The 17,396-nt window shown below is 33.6% G+C and carries 20 protein-coding genes; 8 read left to right on the forward strand and 12 right to left on the reverse strand.

Annotation, left to right across the window (positions count from 1 at the left end; translation table 11 throughout):
- The first annotated feature begins 42 nt into the window (after positions 1-42).
- Genes metG through MV052_RS04135 form a run of 5 tightly spaced genes read left to right on the forward strand, consistent with a single transcriptional unit; the run spans position 43 to position 5,970 of the window.
- Positions 43-1,977 carry a methionine--tRNA ligase gene (metG, locus tag MV052_RS04115; RefSeq protein WP_297441229.1) on the forward strand — a complete coding sequence of 645 codons (1,935 nt, stop codon included), beginning with the start codon at positions 43-45 and terminating at the stop codon, positions 1,975-1,977.
- Positions 1,974-2,978: a hypothetical protein gene (locus tag MV052_RS04120; protein WP_297441231.1), complete on the forward strand. Its 1,005-nt coding sequence runs from the start codon at positions 1,974-1,976 to the stop codon at positions 2,976-2,978. The genes metG and MV052_RS04120 overlap by 4 nt, the downstream gene beginning before the upstream one ends.
- Before the next feature lie 42 nt (positions 2,979-3,020).
- Positions 3,021-3,551, forward strand: a complete 531-nt coding sequence (locus MV052_RS04125) for a YceI family protein (protein ID WP_297441233.1) — start codon at positions 3,021-3,023, stop codon at positions 3,549-3,551.
- A gap of 4 nt (positions 3,552-3,555) precedes the next feature.
- Positions 3,556-4,686 (forward strand): TRAP transporter substrate-binding protein DctP, encoded by a 1,131-nt coding sequence (dctP, locus tag MV052_RS04130; RefSeq protein WP_297441235.1) that lies wholly within the window; start codon positions 3,556-3,558, stop codon positions 4,684-4,686.
- Between the two features lie 60 nt (positions 4,687-4,746).
- On the forward strand, positions 4,747-5,970 hold the full coding sequence (locus MV052_RS04135; RefSeq protein WP_297441237.1) for a putative glycoside hydrolase: 1,224 nt from the start codon (positions 4,747-4,749) through the stop codon (positions 5,968-5,970).
- Here the strand turns inward: MV052_RS04135 and MV052_RS04140 are convergent.
- Entirely contained in the window at positions 5,959-6,621 is a 663-nt protein-coding gene (locus tag MV052_RS04140; protein WP_297441239.1) for a SprT family zinc-dependent metalloprotease, read from the reverse strand. The genes MV052_RS04135 and MV052_RS04140 overlap by 12 nt on opposite strands.
- Positions 6,614-7,294: a 7-cyano-7-deazaguanine synthase QueC gene (gene queC / locus MV052_RS04145; protein WP_297441241.1), complete on the reverse strand. Its 681-nt coding sequence runs from the start codon at positions 7,292-7,294 to the stop codon at positions 6,614-6,616. Before queC ends, MV052_RS04140 begins: the two co-directional genes overlap by 8 nt.
- 91 nt (positions 7,295-7,385) lie before the next feature.
- Here queC and MV052_RS04150 point away from each other — a divergent pair, with 91 nt between their 5' ends.
- From MV052_RS04150 to MV052_RS04160, 3 genes are all read left to right on the forward strand, one after another.
- A complete protein-coding gene (locus tag MV052_RS04150; RefSeq protein WP_297441243.1) occupies positions 7,386-7,559 on the forward strand; it encodes a hypothetical protein in 174 nt (57 codons plus the stop codon).
- Between the two features lie 82 nt (positions 7,560-7,641).
- Positions 7,642-8,061, forward strand: a complete 420-nt coding sequence (gene ybeY / locus MV052_RS04155) for an rRNA maturation RNase YbeY (RefSeq protein ID WP_297441244.1) — start codon at positions 7,642-7,644, stop codon at positions 8,059-8,061.
- A 2-nt stretch (positions 8,062-8,063) separates the two neighbouring features.
- Complete coding sequence (locus MV052_RS04160; RefSeq protein ID WP_297441246.1) at positions 8,064-8,993, forward strand: calcium/sodium antiporter; 930 nt, start codon at positions 8,064-8,066, stop codon at positions 8,991-8,993.
- A 16-nt stretch (positions 8,994-9,009) separates the two neighbouring features.
- Here MV052_RS04160 and mrdA read toward each other — a convergent pair whose 3' ends face one another.
- From mrdA to MV052_RS04210, 10 genes are all read right to left on the reverse strand, one after another.
- Positions 9,010-10,791, reverse strand: coding sequence for a penicillin-binding protein 2 (gene mrdA, locus MV052_RS04165; RefSeq protein ID WP_297441248.1), 1,782 nt, complete (start codon positions 10,789-10,791; stop codon positions 9,010-9,012).
- A 415-nt stretch (positions 10,792-11,206) separates the two neighbouring features.
- The gene (locus MV052_RS04170) at positions 11,207-11,668 is read right to left on the reverse strand and encodes an N-acetyltransferase (RefSeq protein ID WP_297441250.1); all 462 of its coding nucleotides are present in this window, start codon (positions 11,666-11,668) and stop codon (positions 11,207-11,209) included.
- Positions 11,658-12,293, reverse strand: a complete 636-nt coding sequence (gene yihA, locus MV052_RS04175) for a ribosome biogenesis GTP-binding protein YihA/YsxC (protein ID WP_297441252.1) — start codon at positions 12,291-12,293, stop codon at positions 11,658-11,660. Before yihA ends, MV052_RS04170 begins: the two co-directional genes overlap by 11 nt.
- Positions 12,294-12,295: 2 nt before the next feature.
- Entirely contained in the window at positions 12,296-12,763 is a 468-nt protein-coding gene (gene lptA / locus MV052_RS04180; protein ID WP_297441255.1) for a lipopolysaccharide transport periplasmic protein LptA, read from the reverse strand.
- Positions 12,763-13,281, reverse strand: a complete 519-nt coding sequence (gene lptC / locus MV052_RS04185; RefSeq protein WP_297441269.1) for an LPS export ABC transporter periplasmic protein LptC — start codon at positions 13,279-13,281, stop codon at positions 12,763-12,765. Before lptC ends, lptA begins: the two co-directional genes overlap by 1 nt.
- Before the next feature lie 10 nt (positions 13,282-13,291).
- Positions 13,292-13,786, reverse strand: a complete 495-nt coding sequence (locus tag MV052_RS04190; RefSeq protein ID WP_297441257.1) for an HAD hydrolase family protein — start codon at positions 13,784-13,786, stop codon at positions 13,292-13,294.
- Positions 13,783-14,355: an imidazoleglycerol-phosphate dehydratase HisB gene (hisB, locus tag MV052_RS04195; protein WP_297441259.1), complete on the reverse strand. Its 573-nt coding sequence runs from the start codon at positions 14,353-14,355 to the stop codon at positions 13,783-13,785. Before hisB ends, MV052_RS04190 begins: the two co-directional genes overlap by 4 nt.
- 4 nt (positions 14,356-14,359) lie before the next feature.
- On the reverse strand, positions 14,360-15,184 hold the full coding sequence (locus MV052_RS04200) for a septal ring lytic transglycosylase RlpA family protein (protein ID WP_297441261.1): 825 nt from the start codon (positions 15,182-15,184) through the stop codon (positions 14,360-14,362).
- Complete coding sequence (locus MV052_RS04205) at positions 15,177-16,256, reverse strand: lytic transglycosylase domain-containing protein (RefSeq protein WP_297441263.1); 1,080 nt, start codon at positions 16,254-16,256, stop codon at positions 15,177-15,179. Before MV052_RS04205 ends, MV052_RS04200 begins: the two co-directional genes overlap by 8 nt.
- Before the next feature lie 216 nt (positions 16,257-16,472).
- Positions 16,473-17,249, reverse strand: coding sequence for a TatD family hydrolase (locus MV052_RS04210; protein WP_297441265.1), 777 nt, complete (start codon positions 17,247-17,249; stop codon positions 16,473-16,475).
- Positions 17,250-17,396 lie beyond the last annotated feature (147 nt).

A 17,396-nucleotide genomic window follows, 5' to 3' on the forward strand; every position in this document is an offset into this window, starting at 1 on the left:
ATTTTAGATAAAATACATTAAATATTTATACAGGACAAAAAATTGAGCAAATATATTACAACACCTATATACTATGTGAATGGAGAGGCTCATATTGGGCATGCTTACACAACTTTCATTGCAGACACTGTGGCACGCTACGAAAGATTAAAAGGTGAAGATACTTTCTTTTTAACAGGAACAGATGAACATGGTCAAAAGATAGAAGAGTCAGCAGAAAAAGCTGGTAAACCTACACAGCAATTTGCAGATGAAATCAGTGCTACTTTTAAAAACCTTTGGGATGAATTTGAGATAAGTTATGATAAATTTATCCGCACAACAGACGAAGAGCATATGCGTGGTGTACAAAAAGCTTTTGAAGTTATGTATGCCAAAGGTGATATCTATAAGGACTTTTATGAAGGTCATTACTGCGTTAGTTGTGAGACATTTTTTCCTGAAACGCAGCTTGTAGATGGTGAATTTTGTCCAGACTGTGGTAGAACTACCAGTGTTGTAAAAGAAGAGAGTTACTTTTTCAAACTTTCAAAATATGAGGATAAACTTCTAAAGCATTATGAAGAAAATCCTGAGTTTATTATGCCTCGTTCTCGTGCAAATGAAGTGGTAAATTTTGTAAAAGGTGGTTTACGAGATCTTTCTGTTACACGTACCTCTTTTAGTTGGGGTGTGAAAATGCCAAAAAGTATCGGGGATGACAAACATGTTATGTATGTTTGGCTTGATGCACTTTTAAACTATATTACAGCACTTGGATATGGCAGTGATGAAGAAAAAATGAATTATTGGCCTGCAGATATTCATTTTGTAGGAAAAGATATCCTACGTTTTCATGCTATCTATTGGCCTGCATTTTTAATGAGCTTAGATTTACCACTTCCAAAGCACATTGGTGCGCATGGATGGTGGACAAGAGATGGCGAAAAAATGAGTAAATCAAAAGGAAATGTAGTCTCTCCAAAAGAGGTTGCTGATGCTTATGGTGTTGAAAACCTTAGATACTTTATGCTCAGAGAAGTTCCTTTTGGTCAAGATGGTGATTTTTCTCAACGTGCGTTTATAGATAGAATTAATTCAGAACTGAGTAATGATCTTGGAAATCTTCTCAACCGTATTATCGGTATGAGTGGAAAATATTCTGATTTTGAAATAGATAGCGTAGATGTTGAAAAATATCATGCAAAAGAAATCTCAGATATGAATGTTATTTTAGACTCTCTTGATACATTTTTAAAAAACCTTCAAACCCATAGGTATCTTGAAGAACTGTGGAAACTTTTTTCTATTGGTAATGGTGTTATACAAGAGTATGAACCATGGGCAAAAATGAAAAATGGACAAAAAGATGAAGCACTAGCAACAGTTGCAGTTGTTGCTAACATCTTGGCTAAAGCCGCTATTATGCTTCATCCTATTATGCCAAAAACTACAAATATTATAGCCGATGCACTCTCTTTTGAGATCAATACTGCGAGTTATAAAGAGCTTGTTGTAGATAAAAAACTATTAAAACTATTTAATATTAAAAAAGTCCCTCCTCTTTTTCCTCGTGTGGAAGAGCCATTAATGGAAGAAGCACCAAAAGCTGAGCCTCAAACTATTAAAGAAGATAACAATCCAAAAGAAAAATCTAAAAAAGAGGATGATAATCTTATTGAGATTGGACAGTTTTTTGAAACTTCACTAAAGGTAGGAACTGTTATTGAAGCTGAAGAAGTTCCAAAAAGTAAAAAACTTCTTAAACTTCAAGTTGATTTGGGTGAAGCATCTCCCCGTCAAGTTGTTGCCGGTATTAAAGAATTTTATTCTCCGCAAGATTTACTCAATACGCAAGTGTGTGTTGTAGCAAACCTAAAACCTGCGAAACTGATGGGAATGATGAGTGAAGGAATGCTTCTTGCAGCAAAAGATGAAGATGGTTTATGTCTGGTTAGACCAGAAAAACCTAAAAAAGCAGGTACACCTATTGGATGAGACTTGAAAACACTCTAGCACTTATAAATGGGGAACTAATAAACTCTCCATTTGTAAATAATTTCACAAATATCATATTTGAAGCTAAAGCTGTAAGACGGGGTGACCTTTTTATTGCTTTTGATGAGACTACGATTGAAGAGGCTATTTTCAATGGTGCTTATGGTGTCATTTTTGATAAACCTACCCAAATTACAGATAGTGAAATAGCTTGGATAAAAGTCAAAGATCTTGAAGATGCTCTTAAAAGACTTTTACGTTTTGAATTAATAAATAAAGAAACTACAGTCTATGAATGCGATGAAATAATTTTAAAACTTGCACTACAGGTTGTTACAGAGCCAAATTTTGTTGTACTACATGGCGATATAAAAGCTATATTTAAAATGCTATCTAATATAGAATCAGGTTCAATCATATTATTTAGTCCTGCCCTGACAAGTAAAGATATTTTTACAAATACAAAAAAACTTCCAAAAGCTCCAGCTAATAGTATAAATATTGTTGAACAGACACTATTTGAAACCTCTTTTATTTACGATAATACTTTTTACGAAAGGCAATTAATCTCACCATTTTTTATGCCCTACCTCGAAAAATTACTCTATTTATTTAAAAGTTTAAAGATAAACTTTAGACTCCGTAAATTTACCCCTATAGAGCACTTTGAAGCTGTTTTTACAAATAAAAATTTTGAAATAAAAGAGTTTGGTACAAGCGACAAAGTGTTAATCTTTGAAAAAAGTTCTGCATTAATTTCTAATGAAATTTCATTCTTGCAATCACAAGCATGTTGGGCAAAAATCATTCATCTTATACCTCTCTCTTATAAAAGTAGTATAGATTCAGATAGTCAAAATATTTTTATTTACAGGTACGAAGATGAGATAAAGAGTATACTTAAAGCCAATTCATTTCATTTTGCTTTACTTGTTGGTGTAGATAAGTCGATTCTTGATAAACCTTTGGTGAAGCAAACACAATTAACTTTAGATTTTTAAAAAAAATGCTATATTAACAAGAATATTTAAAAAGGATTCTTCATGAAAAAAATTCTCCTCGCTTCATTAGTATTAGCAGCTTCTTTATCTGCTTATGAAATTCAAAACTCTTCAGTAAAATTTACTGCGTTTAAAACTTATGCAAAAAAAGGTGTTAGTGGTGTTTTTGATGTTGTTAAAGTTACAACGAATAAAAATGACACTATTGTAGGTTTACTCTCAAATGCAACAGCAACGATCAATACTTCTAGCGTCAATAGTGGTAATAAAGGTAGAGATATTAAGCTTGTTTCTAAATTCTTTGATGTTCAAAATGTAAAAAAGATTGAAGCAAAGATAATCAAGGTTGATAAAAAAACTCTTGTTGCAAAAATTACAATGAATGAAAAATCTTTAGATATTCCGATGAGTTATACAGCAAAAAATGGAAAAATTACAGCAAAAGGTACTATCGATTTAGCTGATTTTGCTATGCTTTCTTCTCTTAAGTCAATAAATAAAGCATGCTATGCCTTACATCAGGGTAAAACTTGGCAAGATGTTGATATTGCATTTACTTTAGACTATAAGTAAATAAATGAATCGTAGAGATTTTTTAAGTACTGCAACTATTGCTTCTGCTTCGCTTGCTCTTAATGCCTGCAATGAGTCCAATCATGTTGCAATAGATTACTCAAAACATCCTAAAAAACATGATGATATTAAACATATTAATTTTAATAGAAACAAAAAAACTGTTATCAAACTCGCTACAAGTTGGCCAGCTCACTTTCCCATAATGGGAACAGGAGTTGAAAAATTTGCTCAGCGTGTCAAAGATATTAGCGGTGGCTCTTTAGAGATAAAAATCTACGCTAAAAATGTTCTTGTCCCTGCCCTTGCAGTTTTTGATGCTTGTTCTAGTGGTCAAATTGATGCTTTTCATTCTGGTCCCTACTATTGGAAAGGTAAAAACTCCTCTTTTTCCCTCTATAGCGGTATCCCTTTTGGCTTTACGGCCGAAGAGGTAAACTCATGGATGCTTTATGGTGGTGGTATGGATTTATGGCGAGAGCAATATGCTAAATACAATCTACACCCATTTCTAGGCGGTAATACAAATATTCAGATGGGTGGATGGTTTAGAAAACCTATCAACTCTCTTGATGATATGCAAGGTTTGAAGATGCGCATCCCAGGTCTTGGAGGAGAAGTATTTTCAAGAATGGGGGTAAACCCTATTCTCCTTCCTGCAGGAGAAATTTATACTTCACTTGAACGTGGAGTTATTGACGCAACCGAATGGGTGGGACCTGCATTGGATATCAAAATGGGATTTTATAAGGTTGCACCATATTATTATTCTGGTTGGCACGAACCTGGTTCTGTACTTGAGTTAACTTTTAACAAACATATCTGGAATACCTTAGCCTTTGAGCATCAAGCAATGATTGAAGTTGCTTCAAGCGAACTGAATGCAAATATGGCAACAGAATTTCATTATGAAAATATTCATGCTCTTGAGAAGCTCAAAAGCCTTGATGTAAAACTTGCAAAATTTCCTGATGATGTAACACAGGCTGGTAAGAAAGCTTTGGTTGAAGTCATTGATGATTTAAGCAGTAAAAATAGTGATTTTGCTAATGTTTATGCTTCTATCAAAACACATTTAGACCTCTCAAAAGAGTGGAGTGATGCGAGTTTAGGATATTTTTTAAATATCAGATAAACAAACCCATTCATTAGTTTAAAAGTGGTAGAATTTCAAAAATTATTTAAAGATATATTATTGAAAACATTACTACTTTTTACGCTCTTATTATCAACATCATTATTTGCTTCTTTTCATGGTGTCATACTAGACAAAAACACTTCCTTGCCAATTGCAAACGCAGCTATCAGTGACTCTTTATATACTACAAAAAGTGATGCCAATGGCTCATTTTTTATAGATTCAAAAGAGAAGATTTATCATATAAAAGCCTATGGATATAGACCTTTTAGTTTTCAAGAAGACAATAATAGTACTGTTATAAAACTTGAGCCCATCAAGGTGAAAGCACTGTATCTTACTTTTTGGGGTGCTAGTAATAATTCCGGTACACTCAAAAAAATTTTAAATCTTATCGATAAAACTCAGGCTAATGCCGTAGTTGTTGATGTGAAAAATGAGTATGGTTCAACTTCTTTTTGGACAAAATTTGAACAAGCAAACAGTTATGGAGCGCATAAAAATCGTACAAATAGAAATATAAAAAAATTTATGCAAACAATGAAAGAACATAATATCTATACAATTGCGAGAATTGTAACTTTTAAAGATGAACTACAGGCTTCAAACAATCTTGAGTATGCAATTAAAAAAGAGGAAGATGGAAGCGTTTGGAGAAATCATGACAAGATGGCTTGGGTTGATCCTTTTGACAAACGCTCACATGAGTATACTATTTCTATTGCAGAGGAAGCTGCCAAGGTAGGTTATGATGAAATAAACTTTGATTACATTCGATTTCCTGCAAAAGCAGGTCTTTGTTTTGAGGATGAAAATACACAAAAAAATCGCATTAAAGCTATTGGAGATTTTTTAGATCAGGCTCAGAAACGACTCAAAAAATATGGAGTTTTTATCTCTGTTGACACCTATGGAAATGTTTGTTGGGCAAAAGATGATAATGGCATAGGTCAAACAGTTTCATCTTTAGCAAAACATGCAGATTATCTTTGTCCTATGCTATACCCTTCAGGGTTTTCAAGTGGTTCTTTTTATTTTAAATACCCAGCTGAACATCCTTATGATGTCGTTTTTCGTAGTATTAAAACAATTAGAGATAGAGTGGATAGTTCACGTGTAAGACCTTGGCTACAGTACTTTAAAGATTATACAAATAAACGAAAACCATATAAAAGAAAAGAGATTCAAGCTCAAATTCAAGCAACAGAGGATGCCGGCGCAAATGGATGGATGCTTTGGTCCCCATCAAGTCGTTACCACTTAAACTATCTAATCAAGTAAGCGAATATCTTTGAGTTTTTTTCTTATATCTTGCGCTTTTGGTAGATAACTTGCAACTAAGGTATGGAAATTTTTGGAGTGGTTCATATGCACCAAATGAGCAAGCTCATGAACAACAACATAGTCGATAAGCTCTTTATTAAGCTTAATCAGCTGTGTATTAAATGTTATATCTTTTTTTGAACTGCAACTTCCCCAACGACTTTTCATTTTTCGATATTTTAAAGAGTGATATGTCAAACCCATAATCTGACTAAAATACTCTGCACGCTCTTTTAAATATATTTTAGATACAAATTTATAAAAATCATTATATGCTGCGTTTACCTTTTCTTGAGATGAGCTTGTGATTTTAGATAGTTTTTTTCGTAGATATTCTGTTTCCTTAGAATCTATACTACAAACTTCCCCAAAAAGTAAGACTGCATCTTCAAGATTTATAGGAATTTGTTTGTTTTGTTCATTTTTCTTGAGTTGTTTTCTTATCCAAGCTTCTTTTTCTTCTAAAAATGAGAGCACATATTTCTGTGACCTTGAAGGCGTTTTTACAATGATACAAGAGTCTGCATCTACTCGTAAGTAGCTATGTTTTAGCTTTGGAGCATAGAGTATCTCTACTTCAAGGTCTTTAAACGCAGTGATCTTATTCATAAGGTATCGGGTCTTTGACTCCAGCAATTTTAAAGCCATTCAAACGCAGTCGACAACTATCACAGACGCCACAGGCTTTGTCTTCATTTTTATAACAACTCCAAGTTAATTCCAAGGGTACTTGTAAATCTAGTGCTGTTTGTACTATCTCTGCTTTTTTCAAATGTACAAGAGGCATTGTAATTTCTATCTTTGTATCATCTTTTGTTCCAAGATTTATGGCTTTTTGCATTGCCCGGATATACTCTTCACGACAATCAGGATACCCACTGCTGTCTTCTTCAACGACACCAATACTAATAACACTAGCATTTTCTTTTTCGGCAATGGCAGCTGCCATTGATAAAAAGATACCATTTCTAAATGGCACATAGGTAACAGGAACACCCTCTTGTACCCCATCAGTAGGCACGTTTATGTTTTGATCTGTCAATGCAGAAGCACCAAGTTGTTTAAAAAAATCCAAATCAAGAACATACTTTGCTTTTACATCTAAATTTTGTGCAATCTTCTCAAAGCATGATAGCTCTTTTGTCTGCGTTCTTTGGTCATAATTAAAATGTACTGCTATTATTTCGTAGCCCTCTTTTTGCATCATATAAGCACTCAGTGTAGAATCCATTCCACCGCTCATAACACAAACGGCTTTTTTAGTTAAAGTTTCATTTTTCATAAAGGAATTTTAACATATATAAAATATTTTTTTAATCTTTTTTAAAACAAAAGAGTTATATAATGAGTCTAATCAACAAAAAGGAGAGATTATGGAAGTATCATCTTCAACAGGATCTGCTAATATACAAGTAGACGTGATGAAAAAAGCACAAGAAACACAAGCGCAGCAAGTATTAAAAGTGCTTGAGAGCGCACAAGAACAGTCAAAAGAAGTTACAGCACAAAAAACAGGTGTTGGTGGCAATTTAAATATTACTGGTTAAGGCTCTTCTCTTTGATAAGAATGGATGATGTTTTTCATCCATTTTATAAAATTTAATTCCTCATTTAGATATAATTCCACTTATGATAGATATTGACAATAGAACTTCATTAGAAGTCAATGAACCCTTTTTGCAAACCATTAGTCACTCGCTCACAGATAAAGATATAGAGCTTATTATCACATCAAATGCTGAGATTCAAAAAATAAACAAAGAATACAGAGAGATAGATAAACCTACTGATGTTTTGAGTTTTCCTTATGATGAAATGCCAATGGCGCCACTTGGTAGCATTGTTATTTCTCATGATATGGTAAAGCTCAAGGCACAAGAACTTGGTCACAAGGAAAGTGATGAATTTGCACTTTTGTTTATTCATGGTTTACTACATCTTCTTGACTTTGATCATGAAGTTGATGATGGTGAAATGCGAAACAAAGAAGAAGAACTTATCAAGCAGTTTGATCTGCCAATCAGTCTTATAGTAAGAACAGAAGGATAACGATGGATTATGTAATTTTTGTACTAGCAATGGCAGCACTTGTTTATGGAGCGGATTTTATTATTAAAGAATCAGAGAGAATTGCTTTACATTTTAATATTTCTCACTTTGTAATTGGTGCTACTTTAGTTGCCTTTGGAACCTCTCTTCCTGAGATGGCTGCTTCAATGATGGCAGCAGGACAAGGAAAAAGTGATATGGCTGTTGCCAATGTCGTAGGAAGTGTTATTTTTAATATTACTCTTGTGCTTGGGATTGTATTTATGATGGCAAAATCTATGAATCCTCAAAGAGATCTTTTTTCTAAAGATAGTGCTTGGGTTGTTATCCCTTTAGTTATATTTTTTATTATGATTCAAGATGGCGTTGTTGGCAGAGTTGATGGTGTATTGTTTTTGTTGATGATGGCTTCTTATCTTTTCTTTTTGTTCACAAGCAACAAAGAAGAGCTTGAGGGTGAGCTTGATGAAGATCTAGTAAAAGAAAAATTCAAGTGGGGCAAGAGTATCTTACTTTTAACTATAGGATTTGTATTTACAATTGGCGGTGCAAATTTTGTAGTAGAGAGTGCTACACATATCGCAAGAAGTTTAGAGGTAAGTGAGTGGATTATTGGTCTATTTCTTATTTCACTTGGAACTTCATTACCAGAGCTTGTTGTCTCAATCGTTGCTGTACGCAAAGGGAACGCTGAAATGAGCATCGGAAATATCATCGGCTCTAACGTTGCAAACTTTTCTATGGTTTTAGGTGGTTCAGCACTACTAAACCCACTTAGTGTAGATTTAGCGGCTACTCAGTTTGATATGCTCATTCTAGTAGGTGCATCTCTTACACTTCTGTTTGTTTTGGCAAATAGACTTTATAACAAGGCTGGTGGTGTCTTTTTACTCACAATTTTAGCACTTTTTATCCAAAACTCTTTTGCATAAGAAGTCTGCAGTTTGGCTATTTGATATAGCCTAACTCTAGAAGCTTGTTGTAAATATCTGATACAATAGCTCCCGCAGCATGCCCTCCATGTCCTCCATGCTCTACAAGAACTGTTACTATGTACTGAGGATTTTTGTAGGGTCCGTAGGTCGTGAACCATGCATGAGAACGTGTATAATATGAAAGCTCATGCTCTTTCTTTCTTGTTTTAATATCTTGCTTTATCCCAATAACTTGTGCAGTACCTGTTTTACCAGCAAGAGTAACCTTGGAATGCAGATAATGCGTTGCTGTACCATGAGCAGAGTTACAAACCTGGTACATTGCTCGTCGAATGAGCGGCAGTTTTCTTAACTCTTTTGCATTTAAAACTTTTTCAAATTTCTCTTGATATGGCTTATCCCCTATCATTTTTGCAAGATGGGGTGTTGGAAGTTTTCCCGTGGCTACAAGTGCAGTTTCTCTTGCTATTTGAATTGGCGTAGTTAAAAAATCCCCTTGTCCGATGGACATATTAACTGTTTCACCGATATTCCAGTTTACATGATACTTATTTTCTTTCCATAAACGAGATGGAACCACACCAATAAATTCATTTGGTAGGTCAATTCCTGTCTTTTTACCAAAGCCGTATCGTTTTAGTCCTGCACTCATTTTTACATTTCCCAAAACAAGACTACCTTTGTAAAAGTAATCATCACAACTCTCACGAATAGCTTTGATAATATCTGTACGACCATGACCTTTTCTTTTCCAGCATCTATAAATTCTGTGCCCTACTTTCAAGTTTGATTTACAATTGACTGTCCAATTTTTATTTAAATCAGTAGTAATATAGAGCAAACCAAGAAGTGGTTTGATGATAGATCCAGGAGGATAAAGCCCATGAGTAAGTTTATTTGTAAAAGGGTGATCTAGACTTGAGGAGAGTGTGTTATACATCTTGTAAGACATTCCATTAACAAAAATATTTAAATCATAGTTAGGAAAACTCCCCGCTGAAACAATAGCACCATGTGTATCCATAACAACAATCGCACCAACTTTTCCCTCAAATAATTTAGATATATATTTTTGTAGTTCCATATCGAGATTTAAGGTTAGCTTTCTGTCTTCTTGAGGACTTGTATAACTCAGCTCTTTTACTTCAAGATTATTCGCATTAACTTTAATCTTTTTTTCACCTGGAGTTCCCTGCAAATATTCGTTGTAATAGTTCTCTATTCCTGTTTTACCTGTGTATCCAATGAGATCAAGCAGAGGGTTTTTATCTATATCTTTTTGATTTGCTCGTGAAACATAACCAATCATATGTGCAGCGATATTTTTATATGGATAAAACCTTTTAGGAGCAGGAGCTATTTTAATATTTTTTCTCAAGTTAAGAATTGTATAAACTGGCATCATTTCAGCATAAGGAATGTAATGAACAACATCAATATATTCATGATTATAAAAAGAGTCTTTTTTCTTGTAGTTTTTAATAATTTTTTCTTTACTCAAAGATGGTAAAAGTTTTATAAGTAAAGCAATCTCTTCGTCAAACATTTTTTTATTTTTTTTGCGAAGTAAATGCGGTGCGAGCTCTATTTTAAAACCAAGTTTATTGATAGCAATAGGTCTATTGAATCGATCAACTATTTCACCTCGGACTGGGGCGATTTTTTCATGTTTGATTGTATTGTTGCGAGATAGTTTAGAATAGTAACTATTTGACTGCACAGAAAGAGTGAAAACTCTTACAATCAAAGCCAACCAAATAAATACAAAAAGAAAAATAATAAATTTTATTTTCACAATAAGCTCACTAAAAAGAATTCAATTACTATATAGTAAATTATATAGTAATCTATATGCATTTTTGGTAATAAAAAAACACTAGAAAGAATTGTCATAAAAAGAAAATATCCTAAATAAGCAAGTAGAACATAGGAAATTTTAATACAAAAAGGACAATTAACATTTTGTTTAATTTTAGGAAGAACAAACTTATAAACAAAATAAAAATAAAATACAGTACTAAACAATAAAAGACCATAATTTGCTTCTAAAATGATTAAACATATTGAGATAAGAGTAACAGAGAGTAAGTCTTCGCGCTGGAGAGCTTGTGTAAAAAGTACGAAAAGTACAGCCAGCATTGGTGGCAAAAATGGATAGATAGACCCTAAAGAGCTATATAGTGTAAATAACACTATATAGATAATAGGAACTATAGGTTTTTGATGAGAGATACTTCGTTGCATATCGGAAAGTGTTTACATTTAATACAGTCAGCCCAAATCTTATGTTCTGGTAGTGACTCTTTTGGAATTTCATGAAACTCCAATCTCTCAAAAAAAGCTTGTCTGTATGTTAAACTCAAAACTCTTTTTAAACCTAAAAATTTTCCTTCTTCCAGGGCAGACTTAACAAGTCTCTCCCCTATTTTTTGACCTCTATAGCCATCTTTGACTATAAGGGATCGGATTTCTCCAAGTTCAACTGTATGGATATGTAAAGCAGTGAAGCCTATAAGCTCATCACCTAAATAGGCTAAAGTATATGAGCGAATGTTGGTCGCTACTTCATCTTGATTTCTTTCTAAAATGACACCACTTTCTACCTCTGGACGAACCAAATCTTGCATTTTTGGTATATCTAAAAGAGTTGCTTTTGTATACTCAATCTTCATGCACTTGCTCTTGTGTTTCTTGTGCTTCATTTAAGATATCATAGATAACTTTTACTATTTTATTCATACCTCTTTTTTTAGAACTTGAGACCATTAAAGCCTGAGGAAATTCACGTCTTAGCGCACTTTGTTCTTTTTGATTGAGCTTGTCAATCTTAGTAAATATTTGTATTATTTCTTGATTTTCATGTACATTTTTAAATAAAAAGTCACTTACAGCCGTGTCTATTTCTAGATGAGGGTGACGACAATCTATCAAATGAATAAAAATTTTAATCTGCTCTCTATTTGCTATATAATCTGTAAGGTTTTTTTCCCAATCACTTTTGAGAGATTTAGAAACTTTTGCATAACCAAAACCAGGTAAATCTACAAATTTTGCTATAAGCTTTTGTGAAGTTTCTCTATTTAAAAAAGTTACATCAAAGTAATTTATTAGCTTTGTTTTTCCCGGGGTGGAAGAAACTTTTGCCAATCCTTTATGATTTGTAAGTGCATTTAAGAGTGAACTTTTCCCTACGTTTGAGCGAGCCATAAAAACAACTTCATTTTGTTCTACTGAGTCTGGAGCTGCATTTACATTTGGAGCAGAAGTTACAAATTTTGCTTCAACTATTTCTACCATTTTTATTCCTTTTTATCGTCTATGTCAAATATCATAATAACGGGCTCTTTTTTCATACCCTTAGCGTATGCTTTCCCATTGTCTATACTAAGCACAACTTCATCACCAAGTATCTCTTTTCTTTTGTCAATTTGCTGTAAATGTACATTGTCATAGAAACGGTACTCTTTAATCATAGGCATATATATGACTTTATTTGCACTACCTTTGTATTTTGAACCATCTTTTGTTTCTAAGACAAAGACTACATTACCTATGGCAACAAATTTTGTCGGTTTATTTTTTTTATTTGTATAAATAGTAACTTCAGTTGCATTTAGCTCATCATTTTGTTTTTTCATTTGAACATCGCCACGAAAGATGGAGATGCCTTTGTTTTCATCTGCACTAAATGAGTTTGCTTGTATTTTCAACTCTACTGCAGAAGAAATTATTTGTAAAAAAACTGCTATTATTAAAACATATTTCATTATTTACTCTCTTGTAATTGATAGATTGCATTTATATTTTTTGAATAAACCTTATTCAGAAGGTTATTATATTTTATGTATGTACCATGCACAACATTTTCACCCATTTTTGCAGTATAACCTACATCACTGATTGCTACAGAACTGTTTTTATCATAAATGATTTTCTGTGTTTGCAATATAAAACCATTTTCTCTACTATATACAACATCACCAGTTAAAATTACTTTGTCATTTTTATATATACCTTCTTTTGCACGCATATTTGCCATATATTTTTCGGATCTATCAGTATAATTTATATCTTCTACTATAAACCTATCATCATATTTTGTAGCACTTGAACCAACCATAAAAGTTTTTAGACCATTTTGCACAAGCTCATATAATGTAAAGTTTTTCACTTCAAGCTGTGGCACATCAATAAACTCTTGATGTTTAATATCTAAGGGTTTAAAAAAAAGGAAGATTGCAATAAGCCCGGCAAGTACGAAACTTAAAAAGATATTTATACTAATAACCTACTCCTTAAATCCATACCGACAAAAAAAGTTCTCTTTGCTCATTTTCATCTACTAAAATATCTATCATCTCTCTTACAGCACCCTCGCCGCCATTTTTTGAGAGTACGACATCAACTATCTCTTGTATCTCTCTGACTCCATTTTTAGGTGTGAAACTTCTTCCTGCAAGATTTAGCATATTGAAGTCATTGAGATCATCGCCTATTGCGGCAGTTTCATTCATACTGATGTCTAAGGAAACAAGAATCTCTTTTAAAACTCTATCTTTATCTTTTATGCCCTGATGAAGATGTTGTACACCGAGTTCTTTAGCTCTGCGTTTGAGTATTTCCGAGTTTCTGCCTGTGATAATAGCAACTTGATTTCCTATTTTTATCCACGTTGAGATACCAAGACCATCTTTGACATTAAACTGTTTACTCTCAATGGCATCATTTGAATAAATCAAACCACCATCAGTCAAACAGCCATCAACATCAAGAACAAGAAGCTTAATCATAAAACATCTTTTGTACTTGGAATACCAACACGCTCATTTGTTGCAACTGCACGACGAAGAGCTACTGCAACTGATTTAAACGCAGCTTCTATAATGTGGTGTTTGTTTTTTCCACGAAGTTCAATAATGTGCATAGTAATTTTTGCATTAAGTGCAAAAGCTCTGAAAAATTCTTCAACAAGCTCAGTATCAAACTGCCCTACTTTTCCACTCACATCAAGCTCACAAAGTAAAAATGGACGGTTACTTAAATCCATATCACATGATACACAAGCCTCATCCATAACAATGTTAGCACTCCCAAAACGTTCCATATTTTTCACAGGATAAATTGCCTGTGCCAAAAGTGAACCAAGAACAATCCCAACATCTTCAACACTATGATGATCATCAATATGCGTATCCCCTTTACAAACAACATCCAAATCTATTAAAGAATGTTTTGTAAAACTCTCAAGCATATGATCTAAAAAACCAACACCTGTATTTATATTGCTTTTGCCTGTACCATCTAACTTCAATGATATAGTGATATCTGTTTCTTTAGTAGTTCTCGTTTTTGTTATCATACTTTTAATCCTTTTTTACTATAAATGCGTGTTTAAATCTACTGTTTGCTTTGTAGTCTCTTGCTTCTTGTTCGCTTTTGAAACCCTCAAGCCAGACTTTAAAAAATCTTCCTTTATCCGTTTCAACATCTTTGATCACACTTTTATATCCATCTATATTGTTATATTTTTCTTGTGTTTTTATAGCACCTTCAATTTTAGTAAAGGATGCAATTTGTAGTGCAAAATTGTCTAAAGAAACACTTTTTGGTGATTTGGCGAGTTGGTTTTTGTTGGGAATAGAGTGTGCTCTTTTACCTTCAAATCCAAGTATTTCTATGATTACAGGAGCAGTTCCTGTTCCTATCATATCTATCTTAGAAGCCGCTGCTTTTGAGAGGTCGATAATTCTCGTTGAAACGAAAGGACCTCTATCATTTATGCGAACAACAGTACTTTTGCCATTGCGTTTATTTGTGACTTTTACTATAGTGTTCATAGGCAAGGTTTTATGTGCTGCTGTCATCGACCACATGTTGTATCTTTCACCATTTGAAGTCAACTTTCCATGAAAATCAGGACCATACCAACTTGCATTTCCTTTAAATCTGTCTCCAACACTCACTACTGTTGGGTGGTAGCGTATTCCACGCACCACATAAGGACGCATTGTAGGATGAGAGTACTTTTTTTTATCTAAATGAGAACGATACACACGACTGTCATCAACATACTCTTTAGGTGGTGTTTTGTCGTAATGTCTGTATGTTCCAGTGCCACGGGTACTACAACCAGCAAGAAATACAAAAGCCAAAAGAGATAAAGAAGGTACAATGAAAAGCTTATTCATATAGTTTTAACCTATCGCCAACATGGATCATAGAACCTGTCATATGATTTTGTGCTTGAATATTTTTTACACTGATTTTATATTTACGAGATATAGAGTGTAAAGAATCACCTTTTTTGACCATATAATAATACTTACTGTCAAACTTATGTTTCCTACTCTTTTTAGCGATAGGAATAATTAACTTTTGTTTTAAGCGAAGATTATTACTTTTTAAGTTATTAAAATCTTTGATGACTTTATAAGAGACGCCATATTTTTTACCAAGATAAGAGAGGTTGTCTCCTCTTGTGACAACATGAATCTTGTAAATATTTTGCATAGGCTCTTTATAATATTTTTGTTTAAATTCAGAAAGTTTTATATACGGAATATAGACATCATAATTTTTTGCATATGGAGGAACAAAATCATACTTCAAGTGTCTATTGAGTTTTTTTAAATCTTTTAAAGGCATATGAATCAGTCTTGATAATCTTTTAAGAGATTCACCAGGTGCAAGTTTTACAGTCGCTATAGAGTAAGCATTGGCACGATTTAAAAGATATTCGTATTCGCTATTCATAAGATACTGCTCATCACTTCCTATAAGCGCAAGCGCAACAATCTTACGTATATAATACCTACTCTCTTTTGGAATATATCTTTTTTTCTCATCTGCTAAAACAGAAAGCTCATCTGTTCCTGCTTTTCTAATAGCACGATTGAGTGCGCCACCACCGCAGTTGTAAGCTATGGCAGCTAGATACCACTTGCCAAATCTTTTGTGTAGAGCGGAGAGATACTTTGCTGCTGCTTCTGTTGACTTGATAAGATCGCGTCTTTCATCTACATATTCGTCAATTCTCAAATGAAAAAGTTTTCCTGTTCTTGGCATAAACTGCCACAAGCCTGAGGCTCTTTTATTTGAGTAGGCTTTAGTTTGAAAGTTTGACTCAGCCATAGCAAGGTACATGAACTCTTGAGGTACATTGTACTTTAAAAGCGTGTTTTTTATGGCTGGGATAAAAAGATAAGCTTCGTTCATCGCTCTAAAAAAGTGCTTGTCTTTTTTAAGTGTTTTTCTTTTCATCTCATTCATTATGGGGTCATAAAGAAAAGATGGTTCGATATCGAACGAATTAAGGAGCTCAACTTCTTTATTGTAATTTGTCTCATAAGTCAAATTGGCATAAAGAAATAACGGAAATAACAAAATAATAAATAATCTCAATGTATACAACTTTTTAGTTAAATTTATGCTATTTTATCTAAAAATCCATTAAAATAAGTTGTGTAAGCATTAATACTAAGAAATATGAAACAGCTTTTGAGCATTTTTTGTGGTCAAATCTTCTACATCTTTTCTCGTCATATCTAAAAGTTCAGCTATTTTATCTGCTACAAAAGTTGTATATAAAGGCTCGTTTCTCTCGCCACGATGGGGTGTTGGTGTAAGGTATGGACCATCAGTTTCTATGATGATTTTTTCTTTTGGAATACGTGGAAGTATGTTGACAAGTTTTTTTGCATTTTTAAATGTCAAAACGCCACCGATGCCAAAGTAAAAATTTTCATTTGCCAAACTTAAAAGCTCCTCATCTGCATTAAAGCAGTGCAATACTCCACCGACTTCACCTGCATTATGTTCTAGCATTATCATTTTAGAGTCATGAGAAGCATTGCGAATGTGAACGATAAGCGGTTTTTTGTACTTTTTGGCAAGTTCTATTTGTGCTACAAAAATCTCTTTCTGACTGCGTTTGACAGCTTCCTTTTCTTCATCTGTGCCTTCAAGACGAAAGTAATCCATACCACATTCACCAATGGCAACACATTTGTCATGCGAAACGTATTTTTCAAAGTAAGCCAGATCAAAACCATCAAGATCATAAGGATGCACACCTACAGCGAAGTAAACATCCTCATACTTCTCTGCTATCTCTACTGCGCGCTCTAGTGTAGAAGTGTCAGCACCGGGAATGATGAACCTTTGTACCCCACCCTCTCTTGCACGATTAAGCACTGCATCCAAATCATCTCTGTACCTTTCATCATCTAAATGTATATGCGTATCAATTATCATCTTTTTTCTCTTTTCTTAATTTTTTGTAACCATTCAGCACCCAACCCCAACAGGAGTGTAAGCTTTTCCATCTAAAGCACTTTTAAGTCCCTGTAGAACAGCAATATTATTCTTTTTCATGGTAGAGATGTAACTTCTAATCCTGCA

The organism is Sulfurimonas sp. (assembly GCF_026988655.1).
GTDB lineage: Bacteria > Campylobacterota > Campylobacteria > Campylobacterales > Sulfurimonadaceae > Sulfurimonas.